We start from the raw sequence: 18,553 nt of genomic DNA on the forward strand, positions 1-18,553 counted from the left end.
CTTTATAAAATTTTTTATGACTATTTTAATCAAACTCCGGTGCCCACAAATCTGAAACTGGAACCTCCCATCCTGGAAGAAGTTCAGGAACTGTCAAAATATCACCATCACGAAGTATCAACGCTTCTTTTTCTGGGTAGTAAACCTCAACAATTCTGTCATCTGGATTGATGAGAATTCCTACCCTAGTTCCCAATGCAAGAAATTCTCTAATCTTTTGCCTTATTTCCTCGATATCATCAGATGGGGACTTTACCTCAACCGTTAAATCAGGAGCTAACTGAGCATACGATTTAGGACTGCGACGCAATCGTTCTGCTCGTACAAATGAAGCATCAGGCGCTCGTAAATCTGAATTTGGCAATCTAAAACCAGCGCTGGAAGCTGCCACCCGTCCAAGTTTGCGAGGTCGAACCCAGTTATGTAACTGGGCAATCATCCCGGCTGCGACTTCATCTGACTCGTATCCTGATGGACTCATGACAATGATATTCCCCTTGACTAATTCCATGCGATAGTCGGGATACTGCTGCTGCATTTTTTCCAAGTCTTGAGCTGTCAGGGACATAGAACCTCCTAAATCCCCCAGGGTTGGGTTTTTCTTGGACATTTACACTACATCATTTTAACGAGAGTTTCTGTCGCTCTTCTATGGATGAAGACAAAAGTATCTATGATTGAGCGATCGCCCGATGAATTCCCCAGTTCTCGAAAAACCTGCTACCCCAAAAACTCTTGTCCTCTTGTCCCAATGTCTCGACGCTGTCCATACACTCGTATCATGAAAATATAACGAAAATATAAAGTCACCTGACTTTAACGGCATCACATGGGCAGTATTTGGGAACTCGATTTTTACTCGCGTCCGATTCTGGACGAAAACCAGAAAAAAGTTTGGGAAGTCTTGGTATGCGAAACTCCTTTGGAAACCCGCACAAAAATTGATTCTTTGTTTCGCTTTGCTAAATATTGCCCCAGTACTGAGGTCAATTCAGCGTGGTTGCGGACGGCGTTGGAAGAAGCAATTGGCAAAGCAGGAGAAACACCGAGAAGAATCCGGTTTTTCCGCCGCCAAATGAACAACATGATTACCAAAGCCTGCAAAGATTTGGGTATTCCCGCCGAGCCAAGTCGCCGCACTTTGCTGCTGAACCAATGGCTGCAACAGCGGCTGGAGCAAGTCTATCCTCAAGAGCCAGGATATCAAGCAGGTACAAATCCCTCGGTAAACTTGGAGAAATCCTCACCCCAACGCTTACCAGATGCTTTGGAAGGAAAACAGTGGATATTTGTTACTTTACTAGCTGCGGATTTTACGGGAATGCACGAGTGGGAGATTGGCTTTAGCGAAGCTTTCCCCTTGGAAATAGCGCAAGTTTCCCCCGGAACCCCGATTCCTGGTGTTTTAATATATTCACCGAGAGCATTGCCAATAGCAGGTTGGATGTCTGGTTTAGAGTTGGCTTGGTTGAAAGTTGATCATAGCCAAGGGGCGAGATTGCTTTTGGAAACCGGTGCGACTGAGAGTTGGATTTTGGCGAATATCAAAAACCCCGAAACAATCGCAGAAGCCCAAGGCTTTGAACAAGCAAAGCAAAAAGCTAACGGAGTGCATTTTATCGCGGTGCAGTCCAATCCTCAAGAAGAATCTTTTGCCGGATTTTGGCTGTTGCAAGAGGTCAATCTGCCTTAAGAAGAACGCAGAACACAGAACACAGTAATCAGAATATCCACGCACGAGTGAATTGGGGGAAATAATTACGAAAGGCTTTCTTGGTCTCCAAAGGATTTATCCGGGGGCCGTCTTACCAAGACTTCCCGCGAGAACTCTTAATTCATGCTCGTCCTCGCGTTTAATATTCTGACTACTGAGTTCTGACTCCTGAGTTCTTTCTTGGTAAATTTGATTGAGGGAATGGGTTTGTAGTCAGGAATAACAGCGTTGACTACAAGCCAATTTCTATGTCCACAGCCAACAGAAAGATCGTGTATACAGAATTACCAAATAATTCGCTGGCAGAACAGCTGCTGGAACTATCCATAAAATCAGGTGCAGAAGCGGCTGAAGTTTATCAGTCAAAATCGCTTTCTCGACCTGTATTTTTTGAAGCAAATCGTCTCAAGCAGTTGGAAACCAGTCAATCTGAAGGTACAGCATTGCGGCTGTGGCGTAACAAATGTCCGGGATTAGCTGTGGCTTATGGTCCTGTGGAACCGCAAGCTTTAGTGGAACGTGCTTTAGCTTTGAGTCAACTCAATCAACCTGAAGTATTGGAATTGAACAGTGATTCTAAGCCTTCCTACCCAGACTTGGGTGAAGATGTCCCTATAGAAAAGTTGGTGGAGTGGGGCAAAGAAGCGATCGCCATCATCCGCGATGCATACCCAGATGTCATTTGTACGGCAGACTGGGAATGTGATGTTGAAACCACCAGACTGGTGAACACAAAAGGTTTAGATTGCCACTACACCGACACCACTTTGAGTTGCTATGTGGATGCAGAGTGGGTACGAGGCGACGATTTGTTGAACGTTTCTGATGGTCAAACCGAAAGAGGTAACCTCCAGCCAGAGAAAGTTGCTCACCAAATTTTACAACGATTGGCTTGGGCAAGAGAAAATGTGACGCCTCCCAACGGTCGCGTCCCGGTTCTGTTTACTTCTAAAGCTGCTGATATGCTTTGGGGGACTGTACAAGCAGCTTTGAATGGCAAGCGAGTCTTGGAGGGGGCTTCTCCTTGGGGGGAACGCATAGGCAAACCAGTCATTTCACCAATCACCATTTACCAAGACCCCCACGCCGGACCTTACAGTTGCCCTTTTGACGATGAAGGTACCCCAACTCAGTCTTTGGTGTTTATTCAAGACGGTGTGTTGCAGCATTTTTACTGCGATCGCACTACCGGACGCCAGTTAAGTATTGCCTCCACTGGTAACGGTTTTCGCCCTGGTTTAGGAAGTTATCCTACTCCTGGTTTATTTAATTTCCTGATTCAGCCTGGAACTGAATCGCTACAACAATTAATTCACCATCTCGATGATGGCTTAATTGTGGATCAAATGCTGGGAGGTAATGGCAGTATTTCCGGTGACTTTTCCATCAACGTTGATCTAGGATACCGTGTTCAAAAGGGTCATGTGATTGGGCGTGTGAAGGATACAATGGTGGCTGGAAACGTCTATACAGCTTTAAAACAATTGGTTAAACTGGGTGACGACGCTGACTGGAATGGTTCTTGCTACACTCCATCTTTGTTAGTAGATGGGCTATCCAGTACTAGCAAGCAAAATTAAACATGAAAAATGAATTGGCACGTATGGACGATTCAAGTGATAACCCTGATAGGTTGCTGGCAAAACTTTCGTCTAAGGGTATTTGGAACTGCAGTTCTACGCAGATGTACGCAGAGAATTTATTTGTGTACATCTTATTTATCTGTGGTTTGATATTCCAAATTCTGGCTTCTGCAATACATACTAAGAACTACGTCAGGACAAACCGCTTTCTTCGGATATATAAATAAGTATAATTTTATACTTATTTAAAAAGTCTAAGAATTTGATTTTTCTTTTTTTTGAACTTTGAACTTTGAATTTTGAATTGATATGTCACCTCTTTTTCTTTCTCAGAGCTTTCGCGCTTTGTGGCAGCCTAGAAGAGGTTTAGCGATCGCAGAAGCATCAGTTATCGGGGTCGTCGCTGCCTTATCTGCTGTGTTTTTCAAATTTGGAACCGGATGGTTAGGAACATGGCGAGTTCATACTTCATATTTATTTCCAGCATGGCTTGTTCTACCACTCATTGGTCTTACTTTTGGATTTCTGGCTGGCTTACTTGTAGAAAGGTTGGCACCAGAAGCATCTGGTGGTGGAATTCCACAAGTCAAAGCTTCTCTTGCTAATGTGCCAGTTACATTATCATGGCGCGTTGCAGCTGTCAAATTAATCAGTGCCATCATCACGTTGGGTTCAGGTTTAACTCTGGGGCGGCAAGGTCCTACTGTCCATGTTGGGGCAGCTTTAGCAGCAGGGATGAGTCGTTGGGTTCCTACTTCTCCAGATCATCGACGGCAGATGATTGCAGCGGGGGCAGGTGCGGGATTGTCAGCAGCTTTCAACGCTCCAATCGCGGGTATGATCTTTGTTGTTGAGGAATTACTCCAGGATTTATCAGGATTAACTTTAGGAACTGCCATTATTGCTTCGTTCATTGGTGGCGTTGTATCACGGCTGTTGGGCGGTGGTAGTTTGCTACTAAACCTGGAGTTAACGAGATCCTCTAGCAGCTTCTCTATACTAGAAATTCCCTTTTACCTGATTTTAGGTGTCCTAGCGGGATTACTAGCTGCATTATTCAATCGTGGACTGATTGCCAGTCAAAGAATTTACCGTAACTTGCACATTAGCTTGCCGTTGCGGGTGGCGTTAGCCGGGTTTATATCAGGTGTCGTGATTGCCCTGTTACCTGTTTCTTTCCGCGATAATAGCGGGTTGCGGGAGTTTGTGATTACTGGTGAAGTTCATGCTTCTGTCGCCTTTGTCGCCTTTGTCGCTCAGTTTATCCTGACTTTGGTCGCATTTGGCTCAGGAGCGCCAGGAGGATTATTTGCTCCCAGTCTGATTTTGGGTTCTTGTTTAGGATACATCATTGGTGTATTCCAGCTTTATACCTTGGGAGAAGGTAACCCCACAACTTATGCGCTGGCAGGAATGGGGGCATTTTTTAGCGCTGTCTCTAAAGTGCCATTTACGGCAATTGTGATTGTGTTTGAGATGACCACAGATTTCAATCTGGTGTTACCTTTGATGATTGGTTCTGTGACATCCTACTTAGTTGCTGAAAAAATAGTGCCTGGGTCACTGTATGACAAACTTTTACAGTTAAGTGGCATCACTATCCAAAAACAAGCTCCTATTGAAGGAGTATTGACAAAGTTAACAGCAAAAGATGTAATGCAAAGACGAGTGGAAACTCTGGAAGCAGAAATGTCTTTGGATGAAGCAGTAGAGGCTTTCTCCCGTTCGCACCATCGAGGTTTTCCGATAGTAGAAGAAGGCAAGCTAGTAGGAATTGTGACACAAAGCGATTTGTTAAAAATACGCGAGCGCAATCTTTGCAAAGACGCCAGCTTGAAGGAAATCATGACTAGCAATCCTTTGACGGTTACTCCTATCCATAACCTCAGTGATGTGCTGTATTTGTTAGACCGCTATCAAATCAGTCGTTTGCCAGTTGTGGAGGGGCGCAGACTGATTGGGATCATCACCCGTGCAGATATTATCCGGGCAGAAGCAGAGCACATCAACTGTGAAAATAGGCAACAAGGACCACGACCAGAACCTTCTTATGTTGTTTATCAAACACGTTCTCCAAGTATTGGTAGGGGTAGATTACTCGTACCTATAGCTAATCCCGAAACAGCAGCAACACTACTAGAAATGGCAGCTGCTATTGCTCGCGATCGCCATTATGAAATAGAGTGCATCCAAGTGATGCCAATCTCTCGCCACAGTTCCCCAACAGAAACCCCAGTCAGAACAACAAAAAGTCGTCGCTTGCTCAGACTTGCAGAGGCTTTGGGCAAAAAGTGGAAAATTCCCGTGCATACCCAAATCCGCGTCACTCATGATGTGGCGCAGGCAATTCTTGAGACAATTAAAGAACGGCACATCGACTTGATTTTGATGGGGTGGAAGGGTAACACTTCCACCCCAGGTCGTATTTTTGGCAATGTTGTAGACACTATAATTCGCCAAGCCACATGTGATGTGATGCTAGTTAAGTTAGGACCAATCGATGGGTTAACAGATTTAACAGAGACATCATCCGATATATCCGTTGCCAAATCCGCTGTTACTCCCCAGTTCAACCGCTGGCTTGTTCCGATGGCTGGTGGTCCCAACGCCTGGGCGGCGCTTAAATTGTTACCCGCTTTAGTCACATTGGGAAATGATCCAAAAGTTCGCTTAACCAGGGTTTTCAAGCCCTCAGAAATCGAGCCAGATATGACAATTTTAGAAGAAGCCATTCGCCAACTCATTCGTCGCCGTAAGTTGGGAAGCACCGTTTTCGCCAGCCCAGTTAAATCTGACTCAGTTTCTGAAGGTTTGATTAACTTAGTGAAAAAAGAACACTACGATGTAGTCGTATTGGGTGCTTCGCGTGAGGGAATGCTGCAACAGGCAATTACAGGCAATATTCCGGAGGCAATAGCTTCTGGTGTGGATAGTACAGTGATTTTGGTGAGGGGGGCGATTGGTAGTTAATTTGGTAGTTAATAAAGTTAAAGCGTTTGTAATAAACACTCTTAGCGATCGCTACTAAGTAAGTAGGCAAGAAAAAATCAAACTATGTAAAGAAAAGTAAAGGTTGGCAAGTCGCTCATAGTAAGCGCTTAGCGCGTTCGCCGCTCTTGCGTGCCGCAAACAGCGCTTACTACATACCTTTAATTATTTACACCGACCTACTTACCAACGTGGAATCAATAGTTACACATTTAGTTGACACGCATGGGCAGTGCCCATTGGTGTCAACTTAAGCTAAAAATCTTTCTTGACATGCATTTGAGCATTTTTCCATGTACCAGTCAGAATCAAAAACGCTCACCTTCTTGATGTGAGCGCAAGTTTAGCTGTTGTGATGATTGTGTTGACACTCCCCAGCCTAAAGGCATGGGGATTCTTGCTTCATCCGTCCTCCCTAGATATCCGAATGTAAGCATTCAAATATCCCCGTTTGGATACGTCCACAAGCGCACACGGACTGCCCGACCGCCTTTGAAAAGGTTTATTCAATTTCTTGCTTTACTCCCACATTTGTACAAGATTTTGGGCTTATTGCCCCCAGGGCTCTGGATCAGGAGTTGTCCACTTGACCTACTAGGCTTTTTATATGTGCGCATTACCGCTATATCCTATTGTCGCACAACTACCGCGTCTTTGTTCCCGAATTTAAAAGCCGTCCTTTTAGGACGGGGCTTTAAACCCAGTTTTTCGCTAAGCCGCTGCACCTGGTAGTATACAACAACGGCTTTCGGTACAAGTCATTAATATTAATAGTTAGAGCGGTTGCCTGAGGTGCCCACGACATCACGGTTACTATAAGCTACGGATTCATCAGCTTTGCGGCTCTTGCGACCAAACAGACCAAACAGACCGAGCAAGCCCAACAAACCCCAATCGCCATCCTGATAATTTCCGTCAGTTGCAGAGCGGTCTGTATTGGTAGTTCTAACAGTGCCATCGGGAGTGGTAGTTGTTTGGGCAGAAGCAGGCAGAACAGCAGGTAGGGTAGCTAAACTGAGGGCAAGAGCGCTAATACCCAAAACTTTAGAGACATCAAAGCGTTTCACGTTCAAATTCCTCAATTCAATGATTGCAAGTATTTAATGACATCTTATTAAGTTCCACTCAAGCCAGAATCAATCCTTGGCTGGAAAGGTATATCTGCTTGAAGTTGCATCTGTATGATCAAAAAATACCTCCTAAGGAATGACGAGTTTTACAATTCATCTTTTGACTCATTGATTAATTCATCACTCCTATGCCGCCTGTTCGCTGCTCTTGCGTTCCCGCACGATAAAATACCGAATTAAATAAACCGCGTTTTGCCCTCAGATGCCACGGTCTTATTTGCAAGTAAGTACGTCGGTGTAAATAATTATCCTTGGGATAAGGCAGGGGGCAGGGGGCACCCGAGTAGGGGGAAAAAAGGTTTCAGCCTTCTTTACTTTTATTCACATAGTTTGGTTTTATTGTGCCGACTTACTTAAAGTCTGATTTCAAAGACAGTAGTCAGAAAAAATATGTTGTATTCTTTTTTACTTAATTAATTTGTTAATAAGTATTTTTCCAAATTATTTCAATACTTATACTATAATTGTATGAAAAGAATAATCCAGAAATTAATAAGAAGTAAACATATTTTTTCATTTTCTTTGAGGGTGAGGATTTGTTGATTCAGATGATGTAGTTAATATAACTTCTGAGTTTTTAGGAAGAATAGCATCACCATGAAAGCCAAATTATTTACAAATATGCTAATTGCCAATGCGATCGCCCTAGGCAGCATTGCTAGTATGAGTCAGTCCAGTTATGCTCAAAACAATACATACTTTTGTGGTACAAATAAGGACGGCGTACCAACGACATACGCCAGAACCGCGACAGGGAACAAAATTCCAATGATTACCTTCCAAAAAAATTGGAACAATAAATTTTCCGCGAAAGAACGCTGTGACGTCGTCTCTGCCAGATTTCAAAATGCTTCTGTTAACGGTGTGCTGAATTACCTGACAACAGGAAATATGAATGGTCAAAAGGTTTTGTGCGCTGCAAGTCGATACGGCGGCACTTGCAGCCATTTGCTACTGACATTGCGAGCAGATGACGATGCTGGTCAAGTCATTGAAAATCTCAGGCAAATGGGCTACACAGCCAGCGGTCCGATTGTTCAATCTGATGATGGCTCTCCCCAAGTTTACATTGACATGAATCAGTTAGTACGAGAAGAACCCGCTAACGCCACTAAGTAGGATATTCTAGTTTGAATACATCAAAGAATGGATAGTTGACAATAGGGAAATAGGAAAATAAAGACAATCGCCTTGTGTTCTCAAAATTTAAAATGAAAAATTATTTTTTGAATTTTGAATTTTGAATTTCCCCCAGGGGTGACCCCTATTTCCCCCAATCACTAAATTGACACTTATGGGACATGGGCAAATGGATTGTCGGTTACTGAGTTTAGTCTTCTGGATAGGCACGTTGTGGATGCTGCCAGTACAAGGTCTTTATCTCAGTCTTTCCGCCCCCAAACTTTTTGCAAAGCAGCAAATCTCCCAGTTGTCCCAAGACCAACTGCAGAAGCTAGCCCAGTCCATTACAGTCAAGATTATCTCTGGAGAAAAGGGCGGTTCGGGGATATTGATTCAAAAAGATGGTTCCTTGTATACAGTTTTGACAAGCCAGCACGTCCTACAAGCAGGGAAACCCCATCTCATTAATACACCCGATGGTCAAAATCATCCAGCCCAGTTGGTCAAAGAAGTTAATTATGATCACAAAGATTTGGTTTTATTGCAGTTTCATGCTAGTGGTAACTATGCCGTAGCTTCTCTGGGAAGTTCATCAACCTTAAAAGAAGGTGATGAAGTGTTTGCTGCGGGGTTTCCATTTAAAGAGGATTCATCTAGTTCAAGGCAGTTTGTCACGTATCCCGGACGTATTTCTCTGTTGCTAGAACGCTCCTTAAAAGGGGGTTACCGGATTGGATATACCAATCAAGTTGAAAAGGGCATGAGCGGTGGACCAGTGCTCAATAGTGACGGTAAAGTCATTGGTATCAATGGCATCCATGCTCAGCCTTTGTGGGGCGATCCGTACGTCTATGAAGATGGTTCCCAGCCTAATGATGCTTTGCGCGAGCGAATGCGGCGCTCAAGTTGGGGAGTTCCCATTGAGACATTATCTCAGTTAGATCCGCCAATTATTCCACCAGAAAACCCGCAAGCAAGGAACACAGTTACGAGATCAACAGCCACATCCACGCCGTTGGTGGCAACTTTAGTTAACAACATTGCTAAAGAAATTACAGTGTTAATCAGTTGGCAAAACAGTCATGGCTCGGGGGTGATTGTTGCCAAGGAAGGTAACACATACTATGTTCTCAGCGCTGGTCATGTGGTGCGAGGTAAGAACGACTTGAAAGTCGTAACTCCGGATGGTCAGGAGTATGCGGTAAACACTAGCACCATCAAAACTTGGGAAGGAACAGACTTGGCGCTGTTGCAGTTCACCAGCAACCAAACTTACCAAGTGGCTACCCTAGCTGACTATGACTTAGAAAATGAAGACAGAGTGGTTTTTGTGTCTGGAATTCCTGCATCAAAAGATACACAACCAAACCGTCAGTTTAGTGCGGGATTGCTCTACGGTGGCGGAATTGATCGCGCCAAAGATTCTCGTTCTTTTGCTTTTGGTTATGAACTGGTTTATACCAATTCTACTGATAAAGGCATGAGTGGTAGTCCAGTGTTAGATAGCTTGGGTCGAGTGATTGGGATTCATACAGCAGCCGAAGGAGAACCAACGTTAATTAAACAAAAAACGGGTGAGGAACGGGAAATCCAACTGGGTTACAGTTTGGGTGTGCCTATCCGTAGCTTTTTGGCACTGGTACAGCAGGAAAAATCGCAAATCAAGTTCAAAAAGCATACCACAGTACCACCGCGATTGAGCGATCCCCAACAAGACGCAATTATCACATCTGCTCTGAATGTAGCATCACCCGGAAACAGCCGTGATGAATTTGAGTGGCTCAGTTATGGTAATAAACTATTGCGATCGCAGAAATATGAAAAAGCAGTAGATGCATTTGAGCAAGCAATTCAAATCAAGCCAAACTTGTCTCAAGCTTGGTATGCACGCGGACGCGCACAGCGTCTACAGCAAAAATATAAAGAAGCACTTCAATCTTTCAACAAAGCAACGACATATAATCCAACATACGATCCAGCGTGGCGTGAGTTAGGGGATACGCTTTTCGCCTTGAATCGATACGAAGAAGCACGCCAAGCGCTAGAAAAGGTAATTTCACTCAAGCCAGATGAGTTTATAGCTTATCGAGGGCTATGCAATGTCTTGGGCGAATTAGGGAATTACCCAAAAGCAATTCAGGCTTGCGATCAAGCGATTAAAATCAATCCCCAGCCTTTGCAGTACATTCTCCGGGGTGATATCCGTATCAGTATGGGAGACACCAGCGAAGCAATTAAGGATTTTAACGAAGCTTTGCGCCTCCAGCCTGATAATCCCTTTGCATACCGACAGCGGGGTGTGGCAAAATCGAGTGAAGAAAATTATCAAGAAGCGCTTCAAGATTTAAACAAAGCGATCGCCCTTCAGCCTGACAATGCTTATGCCTACGTTGATCGGGGAATTGTCCACGCGATGATGGGAAACCGCAAAGCATTTGTTCAAGATTTCGACAGAGCGCTGCGCCTTGAGCCAGACTCGGCTGCAATTTATAATAAGCGGGGTACTGCTCGCTCTATTCTGCAAGATAATAAAGGAGCGATTGAGGATTACACCGCAGCAATTCGCTTTGCTCCCCAAGCAGCTTATCTTTACTATAAAAAGCTTGGCGATGTCCGAACTGCCGAGAAAGACTACAAAACAGCAATTGAAAACTATAGCGAAGCGATACGCCTAGAACCTAATTATGCCCCGGCTTACGTTGGTCGGGGGATTGTTCAGGCGATGATGGGACAAACTTCATTTACAGAGGATTTTGACACTGCTTTGCGCCTCCAACCTGATAACGCCTGGGTGTACAGTTACCGGGGATATGCTCGATTTCTGGTGAAAGATAAACAGGGAGGAAGTTCGGATTACGACAAAGCCATCAGTCTGTTTCCTCAAGTCGCATATTTATACTATACGCTCCGGGGTAATGCCCGACAAGAACAAAAAGACTATCAAGGAGCGATCGCAGATTACAACGAAGCAATTCGCCTCAAACCAGATTTTGCTTTAGCTTACAACAACAGGGGTCTAGCGCGTGTGCAAGAGCAAGGTTATGCAGGAGCGATCGCCGCTGCGAATCAATCTATTCGCCTCAACTCCAACATTCCTAACGTGTTATATATCAACCCAGAGTCTCAACAGAATACACAGGATACTCAGAAAGATTATGAAAAAGCGATCGCTGATTTTACAGAAGCAATTCGCTTGAAACCGCAGCTAGCCCTAGCTTATAACAACCGGGGTTTTGCGCGTTTGCAAGAAAAAGATGACAAAGGGGCGATGGAAGATTTCAAGAGTGCGATCGCCCGGAAGCCGGATCTTGCTGAAGCTTATAACAACGGGGGTTTTGCACGCCTTTTGCAGAAAAATTAGACTGTTTGCAACCAAGATTTCACCGAACCACCCGCCAAACATTGATAGTCCCGTCAGTACAACCACTGGCAAGAGTTTTACCATCGGGACTCAAGGCGACGGAAGTCACCTCTTTAGAAGGTGCCTTGAAAGTGCGAATTTCGCTTTTCGTTGCCACATCCCACAGTTTGATAGTATGGTCGCTACTACCACTGGCAAGAATCTTGCCATCTGAGGTGAAGGCAACAGAATTCACCGAGTAGGAATGACCCTTAAAAGTGTAAATTTCCTCTCCGGTTGCCAAATTCCACAGTTTGATAGTGGCGTCAGCACTGCTACTGGCAAGAGTTTTTCCATCGGAACTCATGGCGACAGACCGGATCGGTTGCGAATGTCCCTTAAAAGTTCTGATGACCTGCTTAGAAGCTAAATTCCATAACTTAACTGTGTTGTCCTCACTCCCACTAGCAAGAGTTTGCCCATCACGACCAAAAGCGACAGATTTAACAGCACCCGAATGTGAACTCAGAGTAGCGATTTCGTTTCCCGATGGCAGTTCCCAGAGTTTGATATTTCCGTCAAAACTGCCACTGGCAAGGATTTTGCTATTTGGACTTATAGCAACAGACTCAACCGAACTCAAATGCCCGTAGAGAGTACGAATTTCCTGCCCAGTCAAGAGATTCCACAGTTTTACTGTTTTGTCACCATGAGCACTGGCTACAGTACGACCATCCGGACTGGTAGCGACTGAATGAACCGAACCAGCATTTGCTTCTAGTGTGGCAATTTCCTTGCCAGTTGCCAAATTCCACAGTTTGAGTGTCGTGTCAAAACTACCACTTACAAGGGTTACGCCATTCGACGTGCGACTGATGGCGACAGAACTCACTAAATTAGAATGCCCATTGAGAGTTTTGATCAGGAAAGTGTTTTGTGCCACTAAAAAGTCTAGGGGCTGAAAATCGTTGACATAACAAACTGCTCCAAATCCCAACAACAGAATGGCACCGCCTACCAAAACTTTGTTTCTAAGTATAGCTGGCTGCAAAGATGGTTGAATCGTTAGATCACGCACCAAGTCCTTGATCACTTCATCCGCTGACTGATAACGCTCTTGAATGTCTTTTTTCAGAAGCTTATCAAGAATCTCTGCCAAATCTGTACTAATGGGGCGTCTCAAATGTTGCCGCCAAGAACCAACCCAGCTATAGCCATTTTCTGTCCAAAATATAGCTGGTGAAATACCTGACATTAAATGAAAGCACGTAGCTCCCAAACTAAACAAATCACTTGCTGGGTAAGCCTCACCATCCTGCATTTGTTCTAGAGGGGTATATCCACGTGTGCCAATAGTCGTTCCCGGTTTAGTCCGCACTGTGGCGCTAAGCTGCTTAGAGGCACCAAAGTCAATCAGTACTAGCTCCCCCGCCCCGCTTGTTTTCCCCCCGCTTCCAGAAGGAGTCGGAGAGATTCGCCGCATAATATTTTGTGGCTTGATGTCCCGATGAATCACCCCACGTTCATGGATAAACTTGAGAACCGGCAGCAAATCCAGCAAAACTTCCCGAATTTCTGTTTCGCCATATATTCCCTGTTGTCGCAACTCTTTGAGCAAAGTCTGCCCATCAATAAACTCTTGCACTAAATACAGATAGCTATCTTGCTCAAAGTAAGCTAGCAAGGTAGGAATTTGCGGATTTTTTCCTAATTCTTGCAATCGCTGAGCTTCTTGTTGGAATGACTCAATCGCCTTTTTCAAAGCCCATGTTCCCTGGACTTTCGGTGCTAATTGCTTGACAACGCAGCGTTCATTGAGCTTGTCTACATCTTCTGCCAAGTAGGTTCTGCCAAATCCTCCCTCATCTGAAAGCACCTTGATAACACGATAGTGACCTCTCAAAAGCGGTGTCAGTGGCGCGCCACAACTCTGGCAGTTGGTTATTCCATCAGGATTGAGAGGATGTGGGCAATCGGGGTTCAGGCAGCAGAGCATCGTCTGGCAAGCGTAACTGTGTTGCCATCTATGATATTACCACTACCCTTTATTAGCTAACGAGTTTTCTTATTGCAAAGTTGGAATACTTATGAATACTTATAAAAGAGTAAGCATTGTGAGTGACCAATAGATCTCTGTGAAAACGGACAACAGTAGCAATCGCTGCTTAATCATGCACCTTTTGGTCTGCCTATTCGTCTGTATTTGATATTTATAAGCACAGATAGATACAAGATTTACACTAGTTAATTATCTGTGTCCATCTGTGTCCATCTGTGGTTTCATTTTCATAGCAATTGACTTTTCCAAGAGATTTAGGGACTTCCAAATTAAAAAATATCCAACTTTTTTTGTGGGATGGGCTTCTAGCCCGTCCTATAAACTGGGCGGGCTAGAAGCCCACCCCACTCATATTGAATAATTTATTTTTTGGAAGTCCCTTATTAAGCACCTCCAAGTAAAACTTGACTTATTTCTACAGCAACCTGCTGATTTTCCCAATAGCGGGTATGAGAATCAATAGCGAACCAACCCGTATTCACTAAAACATCTTTGATTGAGCCTTTAGGTGTAGTTGTATTCAAACTAAACAGCTTTTCTAAAGGGTAAGCAATAACATCTTGTTCATCATAAAAGTTGAGCCAAGTTCGCTTAATACCTTTTTCTATATCATCGTTAACAGGATTTTTGATGGAATTAAATTTCCTCCCATCTTTCCACAAATCACCTTTACGTAACAAAAATAAACCAATTGGAGAACCTAAGGTAAAGAGATGACGGAAGTTAACAGCTAATTGAGAAATTTCGTTAGGGGACAGTTCGCTTTGATGTTCAAGACCCTCAGATTCTGGTAGAAACAAATGATTTTCTTCAAATAAGTTAAACAAGTAGTCAAAAACGATGATTGAACCAAGAGAATGAGCAATAATACTATACGGTAAACCTTTGCTAATATAAGGTTCCATCTGCTGCCAGACTGTACGGCGAATATTGTTATCATTCTCAGATACATAAGCAGCAACATCACCCATAAAAAATGTTATGAATTTACGAATTCCACGAATTGGATGCATTACGTCGCTAAAAGGTAAATTTTTTTGAGTGACTTCTAGTTGTGGAAATGCTGTATCAAAAATTGTAATTTCTGCATCAGAAGTGACGCTTTGCCAGTTAATATATACGGGTTCAAATTGATTATTAAACACATCAAGTGGAACTTGACATTGAGTACAGTAGGAATTTGCGATCGCCGTCCACAAAACACGATACTGATTATCGGAATAGCTTTCACCCATACCGTGAATAAAAAATAAAATATGTTTAGTCATGGCTTTTTTAAATTAATAAATTAGAACGAACGAGGCATCTGCCAAATCTTGATAATGTTATCAGCACTGCCACCACTGGCGATCGTCTGTCCGTCTGGGCTGGTGGCGACGGAATAAATATAGCCAGAATCCTTCTTTAAAGTGCTAATTTCCTGTCCGGTTGCTGGATTCCAAAGTTTAATAGTATTGTCATTGCTACCACTAACAAGAATCACTCGATTAGGAGTTTTGTCGTTACCTGCATTTTGCAAATATACCACAGAATTAACTTTGTCAGAATGCTGCTTTAGCGTGTAAGTAGCTTCTCCTGTAACCAAATTCCAGAGTTTGATTGTCTTGTCCTTGCTACCACTAGCAAGAGTGACACCATCACGACTAAAGGCAACAGAAAGAACCATGTCGGAATGTCCTTCAAACGTGCGAATTTCCTTTGCTGTTGCTAAGTTCCACAGTTTAATTCTCTTGTCCCAACTCCCACTAGCAAGCGTTGCACCATCCGGACTGAAGGCGACAGAAGCAACTGCATTGGAATGTCCTTTGAAAGTACCAATTTCCTGACCTGTTTCTAGATTCCATAGTTTAATCGTCTTGTCCAAACTTCCACTAGCAAGGGTTTTGCCATCCGGGCTAAAGGTGATGGAAGATACCCCACTAGAATGTCCCTTTAAAGTGCCGATTTCCTCTCCTGTTTCTAGATTCCATAATCTAATAGTTTTGTCTGCACTCCCACTAGCAAGAGTTTTACCGTCAGGAGAAAAAGCGACAGCCCAAACCCATCCCGAGTGTCCCTTAAGAGTGCGGATTTCTTGTTGGTTCGCTACATTCCATAGTTTGATTGTGTTATCATCACTGCCACTGGCAAGCAACTTGCCATCACCAGAGAACGCGACAGAATTCACATCGCTAGAATGTCCTTTCAGGGTGTTGGGTGAATCAGAATCTTCCGAGGTTCTAGTTATCGGCTGACTGGGTATAGAAGGCTTGGTGATGAAGAGTGGACGAAAGTATGAATACCATCCTCCTAATCCCAACACCACAATCCCAGCACCAAGCAACAAATATTTCTTTAGCTTACCGTCTGGTAGTAATGAAGTTAATTGCTCTGATGATGGTGAGGCGACTGAAAGTAAGGTTGAGGATAGTGGTTGTGACTGACGTAACACGTCCTTATAAACTTCATCAGCCGATTGATAACGCTTTTGGAAGTCTACTTTTAACAGCTTGTCTAAAACTTTAGCCAATTTTAGGCGTGAAATTGTTCCACTTTGACCAGGTTGGTTCAAATATCGCTGCCAATGAGTCACCCAACTATATCCATGTTGCATCCATAGTTTAGATGGAGAAACCCCAGTCACCAAATGAAAACAAGTCGCACCCAAACTAAATAAATCACTAGCTGGGTAAGCTTTTCCATCTTGCATCTGTTCGATCGCCGTATAACCGTGCGAACCAATCGTGGTGCCAATTTTAGTCTGCACAGTTGCGGTAAGCTGTTTTGAAGCTCCAAAATCAATCAGCACCAATCGGCGATCGCTCTCACGGCGGATAATATTCTGTGGCTTGATATCCCGATGAATCACCCCACGTGCATGGATAAACTCAAGCACAGGGAGTAAATCCAGCAAAAGTTCTCGAATTTTGCTTTCACTGTAAGTTCCCTGTGTCTGCAATTCTTTTAGTAAATTCTGTCCTTCGATATATTGCTGCACTAAAAACAGGTATTTATCCTGCTCAAAATAAGCCAAAAGTGTAGGAATTTGATGATGTTGTCCCAACTGCTGAAGCTGTTTTGCCTCTTCTTTAAATAACTCCACCGCCTTTTTCAAAGCAGAAGTTTCCTGGAGTTTTGGTGCTAATTGCTTAACAACGCAAGGTTCATTCAGCTTGTCTATATCCTCTGCTAAATAAGTCCTGCTAAATCCCCCTTCATCAGACAGTACATTAATGACACGATAACGACCCCTCAACAAAGGAATCAATGGTGTATTGCAACTTCGGCATTGCTGGCTACCATCTGGATTTAAAGGATTCTGGCAATCGGGATTCAGGCAGCAGAGCATACTGGGAATCCATGTGCAGGTTGAGTATATGTCAACGTTAAGCGATGCCGTATAATTTTGCCATCTCTTGTCTGACTCAGTAAGATTCTCATTTTACATAAATGCGCTTTGCTTTGTTATCAACTAACTATCTTACTATCTAAGTGGATTTCAGGACTTTCTGCGTGAGCAATGCACATGGATGTCCTTGTGAACATAAATACCTGTTATCTATTTCATCCTGTTTTACCTATTCTCCGGATTCTTACGCGTAGTCTGAATGCGATAAAACAAACAATTTTGCGTGTGCAAAAGGGAATTTGAGGAACATTTTTACTCCTGCATAGTCATAATACTGCTTTTTGTATTTTTTTGTCATCAGAAATATGTAAACCGTACAAATTGATGATTTATTTGTAGAAAAATTAACGGCAATTTGTTACCGTATTTCAGTAAAATTTATACAGGTAAATCAACTTTTTTGAGTTCTGCTTGACAAGCAAAAAGCAAATTAAGCAGAACGTAGTACGTAAGCCAAATAAAACAAGGTGTAAATCTATCTTTAGCAAGGTATAAATCTACCTTCAGATTGAAGTGGGAAATAAAAAATGAGGAGTGAATAATGGCAGGAAAAAATAATAAACACTATAAAGATAGATTAAACTTTGTTCTAATTTTGTGCATGAGCAGTAGTTGGTTGACAACGAGTTATGCTCTACCTATAAAGGTTTTGGCAAATCCGCTACACTCTGAACACTTCATAATTGCCAAACCACCAGATGAGAGACAACCAGAAGCGGTAGAAAAAGGAATTGAGCAAATCCCTGTGGCTCAACCGCCTGTATCTCAACAACGCAAACAACCTATTGAGTCACCTTTACCTCCTGCTACTGCACCCACAGCCCAGGGGAGTACCACCTCAACACCTGTACCTTCCGCCACTGGCACGACTTCCACACCCACAGCAACGGGTACTAGCACCTCAGCACCGAAACCAACAGCCACTGGCAGGACTTCCACACCCACAGCAACGGGTACTAGCACCTCAGCACCGAAACCAACAGCTACTGGCAGGACTTCTGCACCCACAGCAACTGGTAATACCACCTCAGCACCGAAACCAACAGCTACTGGCAGGACTTCTGCACCCACAGCAACGGGTACTAGCACCCCAACACCGAAACCAACAGCTACTGGCAGGACTTCCACACCCACAGCAACGGGTACTAGCACCTCAGCACCGAAACCAACAGCTACTGGCAGGACTTCTGCACCCACAGCAACTGGTAATACCACCCCAACACCGAAAC

General features: G+C 43.7%; 10 protein-coding genes and 1 pseudogene. 5 read left to right on the forward strand and 6 right to left on the reverse strand.

The window, feature by feature from the left end; all coding sequences use genetic code 11:
- Positions 1 to 25 precede the first annotated feature (25 nt).
- Complete coding sequence (locus ACM0OZ_RS39525; RefSeq protein WP_414588337.1) at positions 26 to 568, reverse strand: Uma2 family endonuclease; 543 nt, start codon at positions 566 to 568, stop codon at positions 26 to 28.
- A gap of 261 nt (positions 569 to 829) precedes the next feature.
- On the opposite strand from ACM0OZ_RS39525, the gene ACM0OZ_RS39530 reads away from it, so the two are divergent.
- From ACM0OZ_RS39530 to ACM0OZ_RS39540, 3 genes are all read left to right on the forward strand, one after another.
- On the forward strand, positions 830 to 1,693 hold the full coding sequence (locus tag ACM0OZ_RS39530) for a Tab2/Atab2 family RNA-binding protein (RefSeq protein ID WP_414588327.1): 864 nt from the start codon (positions 830 to 832) through the stop codon (positions 1,691 to 1,693).
- A 269-nt stretch (positions 1,694 to 1,962) separates the two neighbouring features.
- Entirely contained in the window at positions 1,963 to 3,294 is a 1,332-nt protein-coding gene (locus ACM0OZ_RS39535; protein ID WP_414588328.1) for a TldD/PmbA family protein, read from the forward strand.
- Between the two features lie 312 nt (positions 3,295 to 3,606).
- The gene (locus ACM0OZ_RS39540) at positions 3,607 to 6,267 is read left to right on the forward strand and encodes a chloride channel protein (RefSeq protein ID WP_414588329.1); all 2,661 of its coding nucleotides are present in this window, start codon (positions 3,607 to 3,609) and stop codon (positions 6,265 to 6,267) included.
- A 785-nt stretch (positions 6,268 to 7,052) separates the two neighbouring features.
- Here ACM0OZ_RS39540 and ACM0OZ_RS39545 read toward each other — a convergent pair.
- Positions 7,053 to 7,352 (reverse strand): WGxxGxxG family protein, encoded by a 300-nt coding sequence (locus ACM0OZ_RS39545; RefSeq protein ID WP_414588331.1) that lies wholly within the window; start codon positions 7,350 to 7,352, stop codon positions 7,053 to 7,055.
- Positions 7,353 to 8,012: 660 nt separating this feature from the next.
- Between ACM0OZ_RS39545 and ACM0OZ_RS39550 the strand changes: the two genes are divergently transcribed.
- Positions 8,013 to 8,534 (forward strand): COP23 domain-containing protein, encoded by a 522-nt coding sequence (locus ACM0OZ_RS39550; protein ID WP_414588332.1) that lies wholly within the window; start codon positions 8,013 to 8,015, stop codon positions 8,532 to 8,534.
- Positions 8,535 to 8,709: 175 nt separating this feature from the next.
- Positions 8,710 to 11,898: a tetratricopeptide repeat protein gene (locus tag ACM0OZ_RS39555; protein WP_414588333.1), complete on the forward strand. Its 3,189-nt coding sequence runs from the start codon at positions 8,710 to 8,712 to the stop codon at positions 11,896 to 11,898.
- A 19-nt stretch (positions 11,899 to 11,917) separates the two neighbouring features.
- Here ACM0OZ_RS39555 and ACM0OZ_RS39560 read toward each other — a convergent pair whose 3' ends face one another.
- From ACM0OZ_RS39560 to ACM0OZ_RS39575, 4 genes and pseudogenes are all read right to left on the reverse strand, one after another.
- Positions 11,918 to 13,873, reverse strand: a complete 1,956-nt coding sequence (locus ACM0OZ_RS39560) for a protein kinase domain-containing protein (RefSeq protein WP_414588334.1) — start codon at positions 13,871 to 13,873, stop codon at positions 11,918 to 11,920.
- 446 nt (positions 13,874 to 14,319) lie between these two features.
- Complete coding sequence (locus ACM0OZ_RS39565; RefSeq protein WP_414588335.1) at positions 14,320 to 15,204, reverse strand: hypothetical protein; 885 nt, start codon at positions 15,202 to 15,204, stop codon at positions 14,320 to 14,322.
- Positions 15,205 to 15,224: 20 nt separating this feature from the next.
- Positions 15,225 to 17,264, reverse strand: a complete 2,040-nt coding sequence (locus tag ACM0OZ_RS39570; RefSeq protein ID WP_414588336.1) for a protein kinase domain-containing protein — start codon at positions 17,262 to 17,264, stop codon at positions 15,225 to 15,227.
- 825 nt (positions 17,265 to 18,089) lie between these two features.
- Positions 18,090 to 18,553, reverse strand: a pseudogene (locus ACM0OZ_RS39575) (hypothetical protein); the annotation flags it as partial.

Origin of the sequence: Scytonema sp. PCC 10023 (assembly GCF_963920835.1) — a bacterium.
GTDB lineage: Bacteria > Cyanobacteriota > Cyanobacteriia > Cyanobacteriales > Nostocaceae > Kalymmatonema.

Excerpts from the sequence above, each read along its gene's own strand:
- ACM0OZ_RS39555 (WP_414588333.1), top strand. The coding sequence starts at position 8,710 with ATGGGACATGGGCAAATGGATTGTCGGTTACTGAGTTTAGTCTTCTGG.
- ACM0OZ_RS39530 (WP_414588327.1), top strand. The coding sequence starts at position 830 with ATGGGCAGTATTTGGGAACTCGATTTTTACTCGCGTCCGATTCTGGAC.
- ACM0OZ_RS39535 (WP_414588328.1), top strand. The coding sequence starts at position 1,963 with ATGTCCACAGCCAACAGAAAGATCGTGTATACAGAATTACCAAATAAT.
- ACM0OZ_RS39550 (WP_414588332.1), top strand. The coding sequence starts at position 8,013 with ATGAAAGCCAAATTATTTACAAATATGCTAATTGCCAATGCGATCGCC.
- ACM0OZ_RS39560 (WP_414588334.1), bottom strand. The coding sequence starts at position 13,873 with ATGCTCTGCTGCCTGAACCCCGATTGCCCACATCCTCTCAATCCTGAT.
- ACM0OZ_RS39540 (WP_414588329.1), top strand. The coding sequence starts at position 3,607 with ATGTCACCTCTTTTTCTTTCTCAGAGCTTTCGCGCTTTGTGGCAGCCT.
- ACM0OZ_RS39565 (WP_414588335.1), bottom strand. The coding sequence starts at position 15,204 with ATGACTAAACATATTTTATTTTTTATTCACGGTATGGGTGAAAGCTAT.
- ACM0OZ_RS39570 (WP_414588336.1), bottom strand. The coding sequence starts at position 17,264 with ATGCTCTGCTGCCTGAATCCCGATTGCCAGAATCCTTTAAATCCAGAT.
- ACM0OZ_RS39525 (WP_414588337.1), bottom strand. The coding sequence starts at position 568 with ATGTCCCTGACAGCTCAAGACTTGGAAAAAATGCAGCAGCAGTATCCC.